Raw genomic sequence first — 16,282 nt, 5'->3', positions numbered from 1 at the left:
GGGCGCAATGTCTTCGCGCGAATTAGCACAGGGAAAAATCGGTGGCCCCGCCCCATCACGACAACGTGTCGAGGGGCGGTCGCCGATCGTTGGCGTCGGCGCATCGGCCGGCGGTCTCGAAGCCTATGAGCGGCTCCTCAGTGGCGCATCGCGCGAGGACGGCCTCTCCTATGTCGTGGTCCAGCATCTTGACCCTCACCACGAAAGCCTTCTGGCCGAGCTCCTGCGCCGCAAGACCGACCTCGACGTGGCGACGATCGAAGGTGGGGAGCAGGTGGAGCCGAACGTTGTCTACCTGATCCCGCCCAATGCCGAGCTGACGATCGAGGGCCGCGAGCTCAAGCTGGCGGAGTTCTCCGAGCCGCGCGGCCGCCGCAGGCCGATCGACAAGTTTTTCAAGAGCCTGGCTGACCAGCAGGGCGCCAACGCCGCGTGCATCGTGCTGTCCGGCACCGGGGCGGACGGCTCCGAAGGGCTTCGCGCGATCAAGGCGGCCGGGGGTCTGACCGTTGCGCAGGATCCCTCGGGCGCGCGATACGCCGGCATGCCGTCAAGCGCGATGACCACCGGCCTTGTGGACCTCGTGCTGTCGCCCGAAGACATACCGCGGACTGTAGCGAGCTATTTCGCGAATGGTTCGATCCCCGAGCCAACAGAGCTTTCCGACCCGAAGACCCTGCTTGAAACCGCTGTCGACGCGATCCGTCGCCAGGTCGGACATGATTTTTCGCAATACAAGAAAGCCTCGCTCCTCCGGCGCCTCGCAAGGCGGATGCAGATCCTGAACATCAGCAGCGACAAGGAGTATGCCGCGCGGCTCGCCGCCGATCCGCAAGAGGCCGAGCAGCTCTTCAGCGACATCCTCATCAACGTCACCGCCTTCTTCCGGGACCCGGAGGTTTTTCAGTATCTCCGGACGGAGATCATTCCGAAGATCTTCGACCGAAAGTCTCCAGGCGAACGCATCCGGGTCTGGGTGCCCGGATGCTCGAGCGGCGAAGAGGCGTATTCCATCGCCATCCTGCTCCTCGAAGAGCAACGCAAACGCAACATCGGCGTCACCGTCGAGGTCTTCGCCTCTGACATCGACCCGATGATGACCCGCTTCTCGCGTGAGGGGGTCTATCAACAGTCCGCCCTAGCCGAGGTCCCGCCGGAGCTGGTTGACCGATACTTCGTGCGTGAGGACCAGGGCTATCGGGTGACCCGGATCCTGCGCGACGTGGTGCGGGTTTCTGCGCACAACGTCATCAAGGATCCGCCGTTCTCGAAGCTCGACCTCATCAGTTGCCGCAATCTCCTGATCTATTTTGAAAACGCGCTGCAGCGAAGGCTCGTGCCCCTTTTCCATTATTCCTTGCGGAAGGATGGATTTTTGCTTCTCGGGCCGTCCGAGAATGTCTCCTCGGACAAACGCCTGTTCAAAGCCGTCTCTACCGAATACAAAGTCTATCAGCGTTCGAACGTTCAGACCCCGCGGGTGCAGCTTCCCTCCCTGGGGAAGGCCTATGCCGGGGCGGCCGTGATCGCGGAGCGCACATCCAGCCCGAAAGCCGAGCAGGTAGACGAGGACTTCCTTCGCGACATCATCCTGACTCGCTATTCGGCACCCTTCGTGGTGGTCGATAACCGCGGTGAGATCCTGAAGGCGTCAAGGGACACGAGCCGCTTTCTGGAGTTTCCCGTGGGGAACCCAGATCTCAACGTGACAAAGCTCGCGCGGCGCGGCCTTCGGGTCGTGGTGACGGCGCTCCTTGAAGAGCTCGCCAATACCGGGACCAGCCGGAAGAAGATCCGCGGCGTGACTATCGAGCAGGATTCCGGCGACGACGACCGCATGATCGACGTGGTCGCCGAACGTCTGGACAAGGACGCGGTTTTGCTTGTCTTTCTTGAATACAAGACCCGTGAGCAGGAGCGGGATGACGCAGCCGATCTCGTCGACGACGTCGCCGTCTTCGATCATCACATCCATGCCCTTGAGCAGGAGCTATCCCAGACCGAGCAGGACCTGCGCACGACCGTCGAGGAACTCGAGACATCGAACGAGGAGCTCAAGAGCTCCAACGAAGAGATGATGTCGATGAATGAGGAACTTCAGTCCGCGAACGAAGAACTCACCACGGTCAATGACGAACTCCAGGACAAGGTCAACGAGCTCGCCAAGGCGAACGCCGACAAGGCCAATTACCTTGAGAGCACCGACATCGGTATCATCTTCCTTGATGCCGACCGTCGGGTGCGCGAGTTCACTCCTGCCGCCACGCAGGTCTTCAAGCTGTTGCCGCAGGATATCGGGCGCGGTCTCGATTCGATCCGGTCGTCGCTTCCTGTCGACATGATCGACGATATGCTCGCGAAGGTCGAAGCCAGCGGCATCGCTGAAGAGCGAGAGTTCACGAATCTCGAGGGCGATGCCGCCTATCTCGTCCGGGTACTCCCCTACATCCTGCCATCCGGCGACAGGAACGGATTCGTCCTGACACTGACGGATATTTCCGAGATCAACCGCGTGACCAGAAGGCTCGAGCAGGCCCAGGCTGACTACAAGCGGCAGCTCGACGAAATCCGCGAGATCTACCGCGCGGCACCGCAGGCCATGGCGCTTCTCGATCTCGACAAGCGCTATATCAGGGCCAATGAGCGGCTTGCCGAGATCGACGGCGTTTCCGTCGATGACCATCTCGGCAGGACGCCGGACGACATTGTGCCGGGAATCGCTTCCTTCATCGCTGAGCCAATCGACAGGGTCATCGAAACCGGCGAGCCGATCCTCGGCGCGGAGGTCGCGGGCCGGACCAAGGCGTTCCCCGATGAGGACCGCATCTTCGAGGTTGACTGGTACCCGGTGAAGGAAGACGGGAATGTCGTCTCCGTCGGCCTTTGCGTTCGCGACATCACAGACCAGCGGGAGATGGAAACCGTGCTGCGTCGCGTCATGCGCGAGCTGCAGCACCGGGTGAAGAACATCCTCGCCAACGTCCAGGCTTTGGTGAATCAGTCCGTCCGTTCTGACGCGGCTCCCGACGAGAAGCTCGCGATCTTGTCGGCGCGCATCAAGTCATTGGCGAAAACACACGATATCTTGACCTCACGTGACTGGAAATCCACGCCGCTGTCGGCTGTGCTCGAAGCGGAGCTCGTTGACGTCTATGGTGCAGACAGGGTCAGCCTGTCCGGTCCGCATGTCGAGCTGGGCTCTCGTGCCACTCTTGCCATTGCGATGGCATTGCACGAGCTGGCAACGAATGCACTGAAATACGGTGCATTGAGCACCGATGAGGGACGGTTGGATATCTCCTGGTGGGTATTCGACCGCGGGCAGGGCGCAACCCTGCAGCTAGAGTGGAGGGAATCAGGCGGGCCTAAGGCAGGAGAACCCGAGAGACGCGGGTTCGGAACTTCACTCATCAACATCAGCGTACAGAAGACATTGGGTGGTGAGATCGATCGGCGCTTCACCGATCAAGGCTTGGAGTGCATCCTGCGTATCCCGACTGAAAAGCTGTATCATGAATCCGAAGCCGAGCTGTCAGCCAATGGGCGCGTCCCGGATCCTTTTTCTAGAGGATGAGATCATCCTTGCGCTGACATTCGTCGACTCGCTGGAGCGGCTCTCGATCGGTGAGGTACATCATGCGACGGATATTGAAGAGGCGAACGCCGAACTCGACAAGCGCGACTTCAATATCGGCGTCCTCGATGTGAACGTCGCGGGCGTCACCTCGTTCGGCGTGGCGGAGCGGATGATCGCAAAGGGGGCGAAGGTGATCTTCGCCACCGGGTACAGCTTTGATCCCCAGCTTTTCGAAGGCTTTGAATGCGAGATCCTGCGCAAGCCGTATGAAGAGAAAGAGCTGAGAGACGTCGTCCTCGCCGCGCACCGGCAGCTCCACGGCGAGCCTGCCTGACAAGAAAAAGCCCGCACCGGTCCTGGCGCGGGCTCTCCCGTCTTCAAAAAGCGGAGGCTCAGCCTTCGGCCTTGAACCTGATCGCAGCCCCGCCGCCCGGTGCCATGTAGAGGCTCATCGCGTCCTCGGAGGTTACCTCCCGCTCCTCGATCACCGTGGCATAGGGATTGTCGTCCCAGTGCGCGTCCTCGGCGTCCCGGTAGATTTGCGCCGTGTACGTTTTTCCGTCGTCGAGGAAGGAGAGGTCGATCTCGACCGTCCGTTCGTTCTCGTCCGTCACCGCGCCGATATACCAGTCATCGCTGTCCCAGTCCTTCCGGGCTTGGACGATGTAATCCCCGACTTCGCCTGCCAAGGCGATCGACTCCTCCCAATTCGTCGGCACATCCTTGATGAATTGGAATTCGTCGGGGCGTGCGCGGTAATTCTGGGGAAGGTCAGGTGCCATCTGGATTGGTGAGTAGATGACCACATAAAGCGCAAGTTGCTTGGCGAGCGTCGTCTGGACTTCCGATTCGGGCGAGTTCTGGGATACCCGCACGTAGTTCGGATTGATGTTCGGCTTCAGGTCGAAGATGCCCGGCGTGTAGTCCATCGGACCCGACAGCAGGCGCGTATACGGAAGGATTGCCGTGTGCTCGGGGACATTCGGCGGAACGCCCCAAGCGGAGTATTCCATGCCGCGGGCACCCTCTCGGGTGATCCAGTTGGGATAGGTCCGGCGAAGCCCTGTGTCCTTGATCGGCTCGTGCGGGTTCATGGCAATCTTGCGTTCCGCCGCTTCCTTCAGGACCTTGATGTGGTGGTTCGAGTTCCTCTGGCCGTCATGGAACTCGAAATGCTCGATGCCGTCCCTGTCGGTCCATTTGAGGTTGCCCGCATCGGCGACATAGCCCGATTTGACCTGGGTGATGCCGTGCTCCTGATAGAGGTCGAGCGCCTCTTCAAGCTGGTCTTCGTAGCGCCCGATATTGCCCACGGTCTCGTGGTGACCGATGATCCGTACACCCTTGGAGAGTGCGTAGTCGGTGACTTCCTTGATGTCCCAGTCGGGATAGGGCTTGGTGAAGTCCATGACGTCGCCGGCATTGTACCAGTCGCCGTCCCAGCCTTCATTCCATCCTTCGACGAGGACACCGACCATGCCGTTCTCCGCGGCGAAGTCGATCATCTCCTTCGTATATTCCGTGGTCGCGCCATGGAACGGGCCCGAGCCCCAAGTCTTGGTGCGGATATGCATGTCCCACCAGATGCCGGTGTAGACGCCGAGATCCTCGGCAACCCAGGACACATCGCCCAGGACATTCGGCTCGTTCAGGTTGAGGTAGATGTCGGTGCCGTTGACGAGACCGGGTGCATCCTCCGCAATCTGAACGGTTCGCCAAGGCGTGTTGAACGGCGCCCGCTTCTTCACCTTCGGCCCGTCCGAGCGCGGAGCGAGATCCGCCTCGAGGACATTGCCCCTTTTAAGGAGGAGCGACATGCCGGAATAATCGACCAGTGCCGCTTCGTGGATGGCAATATGGTCGCCGGACCCCAGCTCGAAGGTCACTGGCGTATGCACCATCTGCATCCCTGACACCGGCGTCGTCTCGTAGAGATACTCGTAGCGGTTCCACAGCCGCGCCCCGATATGGAAGGCCGTCGTGTCTTCGGCCGGGATACGGAACTCCGTCAGCTCGTCGGTGATCGCAAGCTCTCCGCGTAAGGAGCGCTGTTTCGGGAACTCGTAGCGGAATCCGATGCCGTCATCGAAAGCACGGAACCGTACATCGAAGCTCCGGCGCTCGTCGTCGGCGTCGCGGAAGGTGACGACCATTTCGTTATGGTGGTCACGGACGAAACGCCGCTCGCCCCAAGGCTGTTCCCACGTCTCGTCATGGCTGTTGGTGCTCTTCTGGCCGATCAGCAGGCCATCCTTGAACTGCTGGTGATCGGCGAAGCGCATGCCGAGGCGCGAGGGCTCGATCACGGCTTCACCCTCGAAGGTGACTTCGTACATCGGCTCGCCATAGGCGTTCGTGAAAGCGGTGATCTCGATATCGCCGTCCGGCGAGGTCACCGAATAGCTGACGTCGCGATCGAAACTGATCGGTGGAATTTCGTCGACCGCATGCGCCAGTCCCAGCGCTGAAGCGGTTATCATCATAGTGCGGAACATCGTTGGTCCCTCCCTAGCTGCGCGCCCGGTGGCTTAGCGGCCTGCGCTGGATTTCACCAGCACGGGACGCATTTAACTCACCGACAGCTTTCGTTGACGCAAGCGGCGCCTCCTCGCAAGTTCCACCGCGCTAGGGAGTACCACAACAATGACCAGACATATGGCCGCTTTCGCCGCGAGCCTTCTCGCCGCCACCGCAATGACCGCTGCAGCATCGGCCCAGGTCTCGAAGGACCTCGACAGGCCCGTGGAAGACGACGTCATCTATTTCATGCTGCCGGACCGCTTCGAGAATGGTGACCCGTCGAACGACACGGGCGGCATGGACGGGGGGCGGCTGGAGCACGGCTTCGATCCGACCCACAAGGGCTTCTATCACGGCGGCGATCTCAAGGGTCTGACCGCGCGGCTCGACTATCTCGAAGGCATGGGCGTCAACGCGATCTGGCTCGGCCCGATCTACAAGAACAAGCCTGTCCAGGGCGGAGAAGGTGTCGAGAGCGCAGGCTATCACGGCTACTGGATCACCGATTTTCTCGATGTCGATCCGCATCTTGGCACCCGCGAAGACCTCGAGGCGTTCGTCGATGCTGCCCATGCGCGCGGCATGAAGGTGATCCTCGACATCATCACCAACCACACCGCCGACGTCATTCAGATGCGCGAATGCCATGACCCGGAATATGACGGCGACGATCCGGTCGAGGGTTTCTGCCCTTATCGCAACCTTGCGGATTACCCCATGACCACTCGGGGCCCGGCCACCGGCGAGACCATCAATGAAGGCTTCATGGGGCTCGATATTCAGACCGAGGAGAATTTCGCCCGGCTGGAGCGCGCGGACTGGGCCTACACGCCGTTCGTTCCCGAGGCCGAGGCGAACGTGAAGAACCCGGCTTGGCTCAACGACCCCATCCACTACCACAATCGCGGTAATTTCACCGATCCGGGCGAGACCTTCCTGTTTGGCGATTTCTTCGGCCTCGATGATCTGATGACGGAGGACCCGGTGGTCATCAACGGGATGATCGAGATCTTCGGCTCGTGGATCGAAGATTTCGGGATCGATGGCTTCCGCATCGACACTGCGCGGCATATCCAGCCGAGCTTCTGGCGGGCTTTCGTCCCCGCCATGCTCGAGAAGGCAGAGGGCATCGGCAAGGAAAACTTCTACATCTTCGGCGAGGTCTTCGACCCCGACCCGGCAGCCCTTGCCCGGCACACCTGGGACGATCGCTTCCCGGCGACCCTCGATTTCGCCTTTCAGGACGCCGTCCGTGACGTGGTGGCGGAAGGCGAGGGCACCCGCCGCCTTGCCCGCCTGTTCGAAGCCGATACGCTTTACCGGGGCGGCCGCGCCGCGGCGCGCAGGCTGCCGACCTTCCTCGGCAACCACGATATGGGCCGGTTCAGCCAGTTCATTCGAGAAGCCAACCCGGACGCATCGGAGGAGGAGATGCTGGCCCGCCTCAAGGTGGCGCATGTCCTGCTGATGACCGCTCGCGGTGTGCCGACGCTCTATTCAGGCTCGGAGCAGGGCTTCGTCAGCGACGAGGGCGACCAGGGCGCACGCGAGGACATGTTCGAAAGCCAGGTCGCGATCTACAACGACAACGATCTCCTGGGCACCGATGCCACCACGGCGGAGGACAATTTCGACACTGGGCACCCGCTTTACCTTTTCATCCGGGACCTCGTGGACATTCGCAAGAACAACGAAGCTCTCCGGCACGGCAGGCAGGTCACGCGATTCGAAGAAGTTAATGGCGGTCTCTTCGCATTTTCACGCCTCGGTAAGGATGGCTCGGAAATCCTCACCGTCATCAATGCAGGCACGGAAGACCGCACCGAACAGATCCGCGTTCAGCCCGAAAGCAGTGAATGGTCTAGCCTTTTAGGATCCTGCGGAAATCTGGCGCAGGCTCAGGCGAGTTATCGCGTCACCGTTCCGGCGCTTTCGGCTGTGATTTGTAAGTCACAGTCGTGAATTCGATCCATGACGAAGCGCACCCAAACGCTTGCGATTGATTAACGATCTGGGCAACGATCTCCGACGGGCAAGCCGAGCGCAGTTTCGGCATGCACTGCTAGGGAGGACATCGATGCCCAAATTGAATCGCAAAGCGATGCTGCTTTGCTGTGCCGCACTTCCGGCACTCGCCATTTCCACTTCTTATGCTCAGGACGACGTCGACGACGATAGCGATGTCATCGTCGTTCGCGGCATCAAGAAATCCATCCAGGACTCGCTCGATACCAAGCGCGAATCCAACTCGATCGTCGAGGCCATCTCGGCAGAAGACATCGGCCGTCTGCCGGACGTCTCGATCGCCGACTCGCTGGCGCGCCTTCCGGGCGTGACCGCCCAGCGTGTCCGTGGCCGCGCGCAGCAGATCTCGATCCGCGGCCTCGGCCCGGACTTCTCGATCGCGCTCCTCAATGGCCGTGAGCAGGTGTCGGCCGGCAACAACCGCGGGATCGAGTTCGACCAGTTCCCGTCGGAGCTCATCGCCCAGGGCCTCGTCTACAAGACCCCTGACGCAACGCTCGCCGCCACCGGCATCGCCGGCGCGGTCGATCTGCGCACGGCGCGTCCGCTCGACTACTCCGAGCGCAAGATCAACGCGAACTACCGCTACGTCTTCAATGACCAGGACCAGCTCAACCCCGATTTCGACCGTGATGGCTACCGCCTGTTCGGATCGTATATCGATCAGTTTGCTGACGGCCGCTTCGGTGTGTCGCTCGGCGTCACGGTCCAGTCGAACCCGACGCAGTTCATCTCGCGGGAGCTGAAGACGAATCGCTTCCAGGTCGCCACCGACCCGGCCACCGGCCTCGTCTACCCCTCGGACAACCCGCGCTTCGGCGCCGTCAGCCGCGACTTCGAGCGCACCTCGGTCGCCGGTACGCTGCAATGGCAGCCGAACGACCGTTTCGAGACGGTCGTGGACGCGTTCTATACGGATACGGAAGACCAGGGCATCTTCCGGGGTGTTGAAACCCCGATCGCCAGCTGGTCGGGCGCGCAGTTCAACCAGACCACCGGCAACGGCGTCTTCGCTGATACGGCCAGCTTCGATGCTGTCGTTCCGATCCTGCGGACCGATACGGAAGGCAACACCGCCGAGATCACGTCGCTGGGCTGGAATACCACTTTCGCGGCAACCGAGCGCCTGAGCTTCATGCTCGACGTCAGTCGTTCGGAACTCGACCGCAACGACATCGACTACGAGTCCTACGCAGGAACCGGCCCGGCCCGTTCGGGTGCGCAGGACAGCCTGACGTTCAACCTCCGCGACGATGGCGACTTCCAGGTCTTCCACCAGCTCGACTACACCGATCCGGGCACGGTGCTGCTCACCGACCCGGGCGGATGGGGCCAGGTCGGCTTCATCAAGGAGCCGAAGATCGAGGACGAGCTGAACCAGATTCGCCTCGAGGCCGACTATGCCCTCGAGAAAGGTCCGTTCTCGAACCTGAAACTCGGCTATCTCTACACGGAGCGTGAGAAGAACTTCGACTCGAATGAAGCCTTCCTCCGTGCCTCGGCCGCGTTCACAAATGGCTCGCTCGCCATCCCGAGCAACTCGATCGTTGGCGAGACGGACACCGGTAGCCTCGGTTTCGACATCATTGCCTATGATCCGTCGAGCTTCCTGACCGATGGCACCTATGACGTGGAGAAGGCGACCTTCGACACTGAGTGGACCGTCGAGGAAGAGGTCAACACCTTCTACGCCATGCTCGATGTCGACCACATGCTGGGCGCGATGCCGCTGCGCGGTAATATCGGCTTCCAGTATGTCGAGACCGAGCAGGCATCGACCGGCACCCTCGCAGGTGCGGGTCTCCAGACGATCGAGGACGACTACTCGGACTTCCTGCCGAGCATGAACCTCGCTCTTGAAGTGGCCGAGGACACGTTCCTCCGCTTCGCCGCTGCCAAGTCGATCACGCGGGCGCGTCTCGACCAGCTGGCCGCAAACCAGAGCCTGAACCTCAACCCGCAGGTCTGCCAGGATACCTCCACGCCGAACGACGGTATTCCGGATACTTTTGACGCGAACGAGTTCAGCATACCGACTAACCCGTGCTTCAGCACCGGTGGCGGCAACCCCTACCTGCAGCCCTATGAGTCGGTCAGCTTCGACCTGTCCTTCGAGAAGTATTTCTCATCGGCCACGGCATTCGCCTTTGCTGTCTTCCACAAGGATCTCAGCGACTGGGTCATCGACTTCAACACGGTTGCGGACCTGACCCAGCAGATCGAGGCCCGCGGTGCCGGCGCCTTCCTCGACGCCAACCCGCAAACAGCGATCGGTGTCGTGAACGGTCCGGTGAACTTCGCCGAAGGTTCGATCTCGGGTTTCGAAGCGACCTTCCGATCGTCTCTCGGGGACTTCTTCCCGGCGCTCGAAGGCTTCGGCTTCAACGCCAGCTACACCTATGCTGACAACCAGCTCGAGGACCAGAACGGCGACACCACGCCGATCCCGGGTTACTCGGAATCGATCTGGTCCGGCGACATTTACTACGAACGTTATGGCTGGCGCGCGCGCCTCAATGCCCGGAATCGTTCGGAATTCCTGTCGGAAGTCCAGAACTTCGACGGCTCGCTCTCCGGTGCTGACGCACAGGCGGAGACGATCCTCGACGCCCAGATCGGCTACGACTTCGACTCCGGTCCTCTGGAGGGCTTCGGCATCCTCCTCGAGGCCTACAACATCACGGACGAGCCGTTCGTCACGCAGAACGACCTGTTCCTGAACCAGGATCCGGCCCAAGGTCAGATCGGGACCTTCCCGAGCCGCTACGAAAACTACGGCACGACCTTCAACCTGACGATCCGCAAGGAGTTCTAAGAACTCCGGCGTGAGGATCAGCTTCACTTCGAGCCCGCCAGGAGGTCGCACTCCTGGCGGGCTTTTTCATGCTAGGATAGAACGGACTGGCCGCGGACGCGTGGTTCACGGAGGGAAGTGCAGATGACGAGGCAGCCGATCGAGCGCGTACTGATCGTCGGCGGCGGAACGGCCGGATGGATCGCTGCCGCTGCCATGTCGAAGCTCCTGCCCGAGAGCATCGGGATCGAGCTCATCGAGAGCGATGCCATCGGCACCGTCGGCGTTGGCGAAGCGACGATCCCACAGATCCGTAGGCTGAACATGATGCTCGGCCTCGACGAAGCCGAATTCGTCCGTGAGACGAAAGGCACTTTCAAGCTCGGCATCGAATTCAACAATTGGGGCGGGAAGGGCGACAGCTACATTCACACCTTCGGCGACGTCGGGATGCCCTTCGCCGGCCTTGGCTTTCACCACTACTGGCTTCGTGCGAGGGCGGAAGGGTCTAACGCTGACCTTTGGCAATACTCCCTGCACAAGAAGGCGTGCGACGAGCGCAAATTCGCGCCCATGGAGCGGGTCGGCCGGACGCCGATGACTGGGCTTGCCTACGCCTTTCATTTCGACGCCGGGCTCTACGCGAAATACCTCCGTCGCTACGCAGAACAGCGCGGCGTCATCCGTACCGAAGGCAGGATCAGCAAGGTCGAACTCGATGGCGAAACCGGCCGCATCGCCAGCGTCACCCTCGAAAACGGTGCGACGCGCGCCGCCGATCTCTTCATCGACTGCTCGGGTTTCCGCGGCCTTCTCATTGGCGAGGCGTTGGGCGTCGGCTATCGTGACTGGTCACAATGGCTGCCCTGCAACCGCGCCGTGGCCGTCCCCTGCGCGCGCACCGAGCCTCTCCTTCCGTATACGAAGGCCACCGCCCATGACGCAGGCTGGCAGTGGCGCATCCCGCTCCAGCACCGAACCGGCAACGGCCATGTGTTCTGCGACAGTTTCACGACCGAGGACGCTGCGACTGAAACGCTTCTCGCCAATCTCGATGGCGAGCCGCAGGCCGAGCCGCGCCCGCTGCGCTTCACCACGGGGCGCCGCGAGGCTTTCTGGCACAAGAACTGTGTCTCGATCGGCCTTTCCAGCGGCTTCCTCGAGCCGCTCGAATCGACCTCGATTCACCTCATCCAGTCCAACGTCTCGCGCCTGATCGAGCTCTTTCCCGACAAGTCCTTCCGTAAAGAGACGATTGGCGAGTACAACCGTCTCGTCGGCAAGGAGTATGAGCTGATCCGCGACTTCCTCGTCCTCCACTACCACCAGACCCAGCGTGAGGACACCGAGTTCTGGCGTTATTGCAAGAACATGGAGGCGCCCGACAGCCTCAAGGAGAAGATGGGCCTCTTCGCTGCATCAGGTGTGATCTTCCGCGAGGCTGATGATCTTTTCCGCGAAGCAAGCTGGCTGCAGGTGATGATCGGCCAGAACCTGATGCCCGAAGGCTACCATCCCATGGCAGACCGTCCGTCCAAGGACCAGCTGCGAGAGTTCCTCGCCAGCGTCGAGCGCATTATCGGCCAGGCTGTCGATGCCCTGCCGGACCACGCCGATTTCATCGCTCAGAATTGCGCGGCAGGCGCATAACGCTCGACGAATTCCTGATGCGTTGGCATCGCCGCAGCTGCCTCGCGCACCGCACGGCGCACATCCTTGAGCCGCTCCGCAGCGGGAACGCCTTCGCGCAGCTCCGTCATTACTGGCGCACGCTCGGGCAAGATCCCCTGGCCGAGATAGACCGCCAGCCAGCTCGGGTTGCGGAAAAGCTCGCCGTCATGGGCGACGATCATTCCGTAATTCGTAAACTGATCGATCTTGTATTGCAGCGTATCCGGGATCTCCATGTGCGCGCAGTAGCGCCACAGCTCGCTGTCCCGGCGCTCCGTCGCGACATAGTGCAGGATCAGGAAGTCCCGGATGCGCTCATATTCCTGCACCGTCAGGCGGTTGTATTCCTGGGCGAGAAGCGGCGACATCTGCTTGTCCGGGAACAGCGCCAGCAGGCGCATGATTCCATATTGGATCAGGTGGAGGCTGGTCGATTCAAGAGGTTCCATGAACCCTGCGGACAGGCCCACGGCAACAACATTCCGATGCCAGAATTTCCGCCTGCGTCCTGTGGTGAACCGCAGGGTGCGCACATCCGCCATCGGCTCGCCATCGAGACTGGCCAGCAGCGTCTTCGCCGCCTCCTCCTCGGAGATGAAGGCATCGCAGTGGACATAGCCGTTCCCTGTCCGGTGCTGGAGGGGGATGCGCCACTGCCAGCCCGCCTCCCGCGCCGTGGCGCGCGTATAGGGGATCATCGGTCCTGACTTTGCGCAGGGAACAGCCACGGCCCTGTTGCAGGGGAGCCAGTGCGACCAGTCTTCATATCCCGTGTGAAGAGCACCCTCGATCAGCAGCCCGCGAAAGCCCGAGCAATCGACGAAAAAATCAGCCTCGATCTCTCGTCCGTCTTCCATCGTCACGGATCGGACAAAGCCGTTTTCAGGATGGAGACTGACCTTGCCGATCCGGCCCTCATGCCGCGTCACGCCCCGTTCTTCGGAGAACTTGCGCAGATAGGCCGCGTAAAGGACAGCGTCGAAATGATAGGCGTAGTCGAAGGTCGCCTGGATCTGGCGCCGGTCACGCGAAGGGTGGGCGAACTTGCCCGCCTCGGCGGCGCCCCAGCCCATGGAGTAGTTGTCGATCTTCTCGGCACGGCCGGCCAGGTATTCGCGCATCCAGTAGTGGTAGAACGGCACCTGGTCGAATTCGGCCCCATGCTGACCAAAGGGGTGGAAATAGGCGTCACCCTTCCTTGCCCAGTCTACAAACTCGATGCCGAGCTTGAACGAGCCCTGGGTCTCCTTGAGGAATGTCTGCTCGTCGATCCCGACGCGTTCGTTGAAATAGCGGATCGGCGGGATGGTCGCTTCCCCGACGCCGACCGTGCCGATCGCCTCGCTCTCGACAAGCATGATCTGCGATGAGCGCCCGATCGCGGAGGACAGCGCTGCAGCCGTCATCCAGCCGGCTGACCCGCCGCCAATGATTGCGATCCTGTCGAGCTTCCGGCCCATGCCCTGCCTCCTGCGCGGTGGGCCTTCATCATGGCGGTCGTGGGAGGACGAAACAAGGCAAAGCCAAGCCCCGCAGGCGGTCTTGTCGCCGCGCTGCGGCTATGGTGAGGAAGGTCGTGCCTGACCGTTTCGCGCTCCACCCTTCGCTCTCGATCTCCGTGCAGGAGATCGGCGTGGAGCGTGCGCCGCTGGTGGTCATCGACAACGCTTTCGAGACGCCCGAGGCGCTCGTCTCCCTCGCCCACAAGGCAGGCTTTGTGAGAATCGAGGGGAGCGGCAACCACTTCCCCGGCGTCCGCGCGCCTGCGCCAGGCGCCTATGCCGAGGCGATGCAGCGCCTGCTCGAGCCGCACCTGCCCGCCTTTGGTCTCGAGCCCGGAGCCCAGCCGAGGGTGGCCCTCAATGCGATCCAGATGGTGACAACCGCCGGGAAAGATCTCGCCCTCCCGCAGAAGGTCCCTCATTTCGACACGTTCGAGACGCAGCAGGTAGCGCTGCTCCAGTACCTGACCGAGGACGATAAGGGCGGCACGGACTTTTACCGCCACCGCTCGACCGGCTTCGAGAGAATTTCCAAGGAGCGCTTCCGGCCCTACACCCATACGCTCGTCCAGGAGATTCAGAAGGTGGGCCAGCCCCAGGGATATATGAGGGGTTCGGATCAGTTCTTCGAGCGTATCGCCCATGTCGAGCCGCGCTTCAATCGCGTGATCGCCTATTTCTCGAACAGCCTCCACTCCGGCCATATCATGGGAGAAGGACCGTTTCCGGACGATCCCCGCTTGGGGAGGCTCATGGCGACGGTTTTCCTGAACTACCGCTCCTGAGTTGGCCAGCCGCTCAAAAGCCCGTGTGCCTTTCGCTGGAATGCAGGCTATCCATGCACTCGCCGTGCTATGCGTGAAGATTCGCGACTACAGTCGCAAGGCCCGCCCGCGGTGCGCCGGAACCGATGGCCGCTTCCGGTCTGTTCGCTTCGATGCTGAAGGTGACGCCGCAGATCCCGGGGAAATGCCGGGGCTCGCGGCGTCGATGTCGACCAGCGGATGCGCGAACGCATTCGCCGGGCGGCTCAGGCGGTCAGCGCGGCCTTCGCTTGCTGGTACTCGGCAGCCAGACGGTCCACCACCGATGCGACGGTGCCGACGGTTTTCACGCTGCCGATTCCCTGGCCTGCGCCCCAGATGTCCTTCCAGACCTTGGCCGAACCCTCGCCGCCGGACTTGAAGTCCATCTTCGAGGGGTCCGCCTCGGGAAGGTTGTCCGGATCCATGCCCGCCGCGCGGATCGACGACTTCATGTAGTTGCCGTGAACGCCCGAGAAATAGTTCGTGTAGACAATGTCTTCCATGTCGCCTTCCACGATACCCTTTTTATACGGGTCGGGAGCATTGGCTTCCTCGGTCGCGATGAAGGCCGAGCCGATATAGGCCGCATCCGCGCCTGCCGCCTGCGCCGCGAGGATTCCTGCTCCTGTGGCGATGGCACCGGAGAGAAGGATCGGGCCATCGAACCATTCGCGCACCTCGGCGACAAAGGCGAAGGGCGATAGCGTGCCCGCGTGGCCGCCAGCCCCGGCAGCGACGAGGATCAGGCCATCGGCGCCTTTCTCGACCGCTTTCTTCGCGAAGGTGTTGTTGATGACGTCGTGGAAGCAGAGCCCGCCATAGCTCTGGGTCGCCTCGAAAACCTCGGGCCGCGCGCCGAGCGAGGTGATCGCGATCGGCACCTCGTGCTTCACCGTCACTTCGAGGTCATGCATCAGCCTGTCATTCGAGCGGTGGACGATGTGGTTCACGGCGAAGGGCTTGCCGACTTTCTTGATCTCGTCGATCCACTCGGTCAGCATCTCGGCGGGCCTTGCATTGAGGGCAGGGAAGGAGCCGATGATCCCGGCCTCGCACTCGGCCTTCACCAGCTTCGGTCCTGACACGATGAACATCGGTGCCGCGACCACCGGCACCTTTTGTTTCGAGATCATGTCCTTGAAATGCTTCCGCGCTTCGGCGGGCGAACGTTTGGCCACGGGAGGTCCTCCTGTGTGGGTGTTGTCGTTGTTGCCGGGGACAGTTCCCGATAGGGGCGAGGCCGTCAACGCAGCGCGTGCGCCTTCCGCAAGTTTCACCGTCGGCAACAGGGCTCTTTGCTTGACTCCCGCGCCGTCCAGCCGTAGCTGCCGCCCTTCGCCGGTGCACCAGAACTCCGGGCCAAAAAGGCAAAGTCTCAAAACCAACT

9 protein-coding genes are annotated in these 16,282 nt (G+C 61.7%); 6 read left to right on the top strand and 3 right to left on the bottom strand.

The genetic code is table 11. The features are described 5' to 3' along the window. The first annotated feature begins 7 nt into the window (after nt 1-7). Both IE053_RS06580 and IE053_RS06575 read left to right on the top strand, forming a co-directional pair. Nucleotides 8-3,574 (top strand): chemotaxis protein CheB, encoded by a 3,567-nt coding sequence (locus tag IE053_RS06580; RefSeq protein WP_189573608.1) that lies wholly within the window; start codon nt 8-10, stop codon nt 3,572-3,574. Then, complete coding sequence (locus tag IE053_RS06575; protein WP_189573593.1) at nt 3,540-3,911, top strand: response regulator; 372 nt, start codon at nt 3,540-3,542, stop codon at nt 3,909-3,911. The genes IE053_RS06580 and IE053_RS06575 overlap by 35 nt, the downstream gene beginning before the upstream one ends. Before the next feature lie 58 nt (nt 3,912-3,969). Here IE053_RS06575 and IE053_RS06570 read toward each other — a convergent pair whose 3' ends face one another. Next, entirely contained in the window at nt 3,970-6,072 is a 2,103-nt protein-coding gene (locus IE053_RS06570; protein WP_229786083.1) for a glycoside hydrolase family 97 protein, read from the bottom strand. A 148-nt stretch (nt 6,073-6,220) separates the two neighbouring features. On the opposite strand from IE053_RS06570, the gene IE053_RS06565 reads away from it, so the two are divergent. The 3 genes from IE053_RS06565 (at nt 6,221) to IE053_RS06555 (ending at nt 12,566) form a co-directional block, all read left to right on the top strand. Beyond that, on the top strand, nt 6,221-8,059 hold the full coding sequence (locus IE053_RS06565) for an alpha-amylase family glycosyl hydrolase (RefSeq protein WP_229786082.1): 1,839 nt from the start codon (nt 6,221-6,223) through the stop codon (nt 8,057-8,059). A gap of 115 nt (nt 8,060-8,174) precedes the next feature. Further along, nucleotides 8,175-10,937 carry a TonB-dependent receptor gene (locus IE053_RS06560; RefSeq protein WP_189573590.1) on the top strand — a complete coding sequence of 921 codons (2,763 nt, stop codon included), beginning with the start codon at nt 8,175-8,177 and terminating at the stop codon, nt 10,935-10,937. A 123-nt stretch (nt 10,938-11,060) separates the two neighbouring features. Next, nucleotides 11,061-12,566 (top strand): tryptophan halogenase family protein, encoded by a 1,506-nt coding sequence (locus IE053_RS06555; RefSeq protein ID WP_189573588.1) that lies wholly within the window; start codon nt 11,061-11,063, stop codon nt 12,564-12,566. On the opposite strand, the gene IE053_RS06550 is transcribed toward IE053_RS06555, so the two are convergent. Then, on the bottom strand, nt 12,542-14,047 hold the full coding sequence (locus IE053_RS06550; RefSeq protein WP_189573585.1) for a tryptophan halogenase family protein: 1,506 nt from the start codon (nt 14,045-14,047) through the stop codon (nt 12,542-12,544). The genes IE053_RS06555 and IE053_RS06550 overlap by 25 nt on opposite strands. 116 nt (nt 14,048-14,163) lie before the next feature. Here IE053_RS06550 and IE053_RS06545 point away from each other — a divergent pair, with 116 nt between their 5' ends. Continuing rightward, a complete protein-coding gene (locus IE053_RS06545) occupies nt 14,164-14,874 on the top strand; it encodes a DUF6445 family protein (RefSeq protein ID WP_189573583.1) in 711 nt (236 codons plus the stop codon). A 245-nt stretch (nt 14,875-15,119) separates the two neighbouring features. Here IE053_RS06545 and IE053_RS06540 read toward each other — a convergent pair whose 3' ends face one another. Further along, nucleotides 15,120-16,028, bottom strand: coding sequence for an NAD(P)H-dependent flavin oxidoreductase (locus tag IE053_RS06540; RefSeq protein WP_189574800.1), 909 nt, complete (start codon nt 16,026-16,028; stop codon nt 15,120-15,122). Nucleotides 16,029-16,282: the final 254 nt, after the last annotated feature.

It is taken from the genome of Parvularcula lutaonensis (assembly GCF_014651915.1).
Taxonomy (GTDB): domain Bacteria; phylum Pseudomonadota; class Alphaproteobacteria; order Caulobacterales; family Parvularculaceae; genus Parvularcula; species Parvularcula lutaonensis.
Note: the sequence above shows the minus strand (reverse complement) of the source record. Positions and strands in the feature narration are given on the sequence as shown.